This window comes from Micromonospora sp. WMMD736, assembly GCF_049179015.1.
Lineage (GTDB): Bacteria > Actinomycetota > Actinomycetes > Mycobacteriales > Micromonosporaceae > Micromonospora.
Genome location: NZ_JBMHMI010000162.1, coordinates 1 through 2,216, shown reverse-complemented (window position 1 = coordinate 2,216; position 2,216 = coordinate 1). Strand labels below are relative to the sequence as shown.

General features: G+C 62.9%; 1 protein-coding gene. It reads right to left on the bottom strand.

Going from position 1 to position 2,216, the window contains the following annotated elements; all coding sequences use genetic code 11:
* Window positions 1–21: 21 nt before the first annotated feature.
* Window positions 22–1,971, bottom strand: coding sequence for a flavin-containing monooxygenase (locus ACN269_RS35085; RefSeq protein WP_421477699.1), 1,950 nt, complete (start codon window positions 1,969–1,971; stop codon window positions 22–24).
* Between the last annotated feature and the right edge of the window lie 245 nt (window positions 1,972–2,216).

The window sequence follows — 2,216 nt, the reverse complement described above, 5'->3', positions numbered from 1 at the left end:
GCAACTCACGGCGACCCGCCGTCACATCGCCAGTTCCGCGGCTTCCACCGGCACCTCGTGATAGTCATCGAGGTCGAACTCCCGAGTCCGGCGCCAGTAGTCGATATAAGTCCACGGGCTGCTGACAACGACCCGGCCGGCGTCGTTTCGGTAATAGGTGGTCATGCCCTTGTGCGACCAAATGCACCGGGACAGTGCGCCATCCAGTTCAGAGTTGTACCGAAGGAACACGTCGCGGTCGACTTCGAGCGCCGGTATGCCGTCGACCAGCATCGTCCTGATGGCCTCCATGACGTACCGGACCTGGAACTCGGTAGCGTGGATGGCGCTGCCCCCGTGGCCCGCATTGGTGTTCGGGCCGTTCAGGATGAAGAAGTTCGGGAAGTCGGGCACGGTGACGCCGAGGTAGGCACGGGCATCATCGGTCCCCCATTGCTCACGCAGGGTCTGTCCCGAGAGCCCTACGATGTCCATTGGCCACAGGAATTGCAGCACCTTGAATCCGGTTGCCAGGGCGATCACGTCGGTCTCGGCGCGCTTTCCGGAGGTGGTGACCACGTGACGGCCATCGATACGGTCGACCGCGTCGGTAACCAGCGTGACATCGTCGCGCTGAACGGTCCGATACCAGCCGTTGTCGATCAGCGGCCGCTTGCCGTAGGGCGGATAGTCCGGAAGACAGGCGTCCAGCAGTTCGGGGTCGTCACCGAGTTGCTCGGTGATGTATTTGGTGAGGAAAACCCGGTGACGATCGTTGGTTTCGTTCACCGCCCGCTCGGGATGGGGCCACTCCGGGTCGATCTGCAGAGCCGGGTGCAGTCGATCACTGAAGTTCCAGAAGCACCTGAGTCGGTACCACTGGAGGTAGAACGGCACCTCCCGCATCAGGAAGCGGACACTGTCTTTGACAGCGCGCTTGTAGTTGGGATGCGGTATGGCCCACTGTTTGGACCGCTGGAAGACCGTCACGTGTTCGGTGACATCGGCGATCGATGGCACCAATTGCATTGCGCTGGCGCCGGTTCCGATCACGGAGACCCGTTTGCCGGTCAGGTCGACGTCGTTGTCCCAAGCCGCCGTGTGCATCACCGGTCCCGGGAACTCGTCAAGTCCCGGAAGCGCCGGGATCATCGGCCTGTTGACCATGCCGACCGCGCTGATGAGGACGTTCGCCGTCATCGACTCGCGGACACCGTCGGCGTTGCGGACCTCGATGCACCATTGGTCGTCTTCCGTGTCGAATTCGGCACGCACGACCTCGGTCCCGAAGCGAATGTTTCGCTTGATGTCGTCCTCGCCCGCAAGTGCCTGCAGGTAGTCCTGCACCTCGGCTCGTTTGGCGAAGTAACGGGTGATCTCCGGGTTCGGAGCGAATGAGAATGTGTACAGATGCCCAGGCGTATCGACACCACACCCGGGATAGACGTTCTCCAGCCAGGTTCCGCCGAGGTCTTCGTCTTTCTCGAGAACCACGAAATCGATCCCCGCCGCGGCCAACTTCAGCGCCATGCAGAGTCCCGAAAGCCCCGCGCCAATCACCACAGCGCGGAAGTTCTCATCGACCGAGTCCGCGGGGATGGCGACATCGCGGGAGATGAAGCCCATCTCCTCCGCGAGCAGTTCGCCGTACTCAGCCGGAACTTCCTCCGCGAGGGCGCAACTGAGCAGCGACGGCACCTGGTCTGCAGTGACGGTCGCCGGCTGCAGCACCCCGTCACGGTAGGCCATCACCGCATCGAACGCGGCGGCCCTAATCTCCGCCTGAATCTCGGGTGGCAGGCCCGCCGAATCATTGTCGTCCAGCGGCTTCCCTCGGTGCGGGCGGAAGGGCTCCTCGACCCACTTGCTCTCGCCCGTCAGATGCCGCAGTACGAGCAGGAGCGTGGGGATGTTGGCATCCTCCAGGGATTCCCGAAGCCGTTCGGCCCAATCCATCGCATCCTCGGGCAGTGCCCTCTCGATCTCGGTCATCAACCTGTCCCTCCGACCTCAAGCCTATGGGTGCCCAACCCGGCCACCCGTGTTCGGCGTCGCAACCACGAAGTCGAACCTTTTTGAAATCTACAGTCTCAATATAAGGCATGCCCCGGACTACGCGCAATCACGCGGTCGAAACAACAGCGTCCGGTCCGCCCGGACGAGGGTGTGATTCCGTGCGGTTCAGCTCTTGCGAGGGCGATCGCCCGACTGCCGGCCGCGCCGCGCAGCAACCTTAC

Excerpts from the sequence above, each read along its gene's own strand:
- ACN269_RS35085 (WP_421477699.1), bottom strand. The coding sequence starts at position 1,971 with ATGACCGAGATCGAGAGGGCACTGCCCGAGGATGCGATGGATTGGGCC.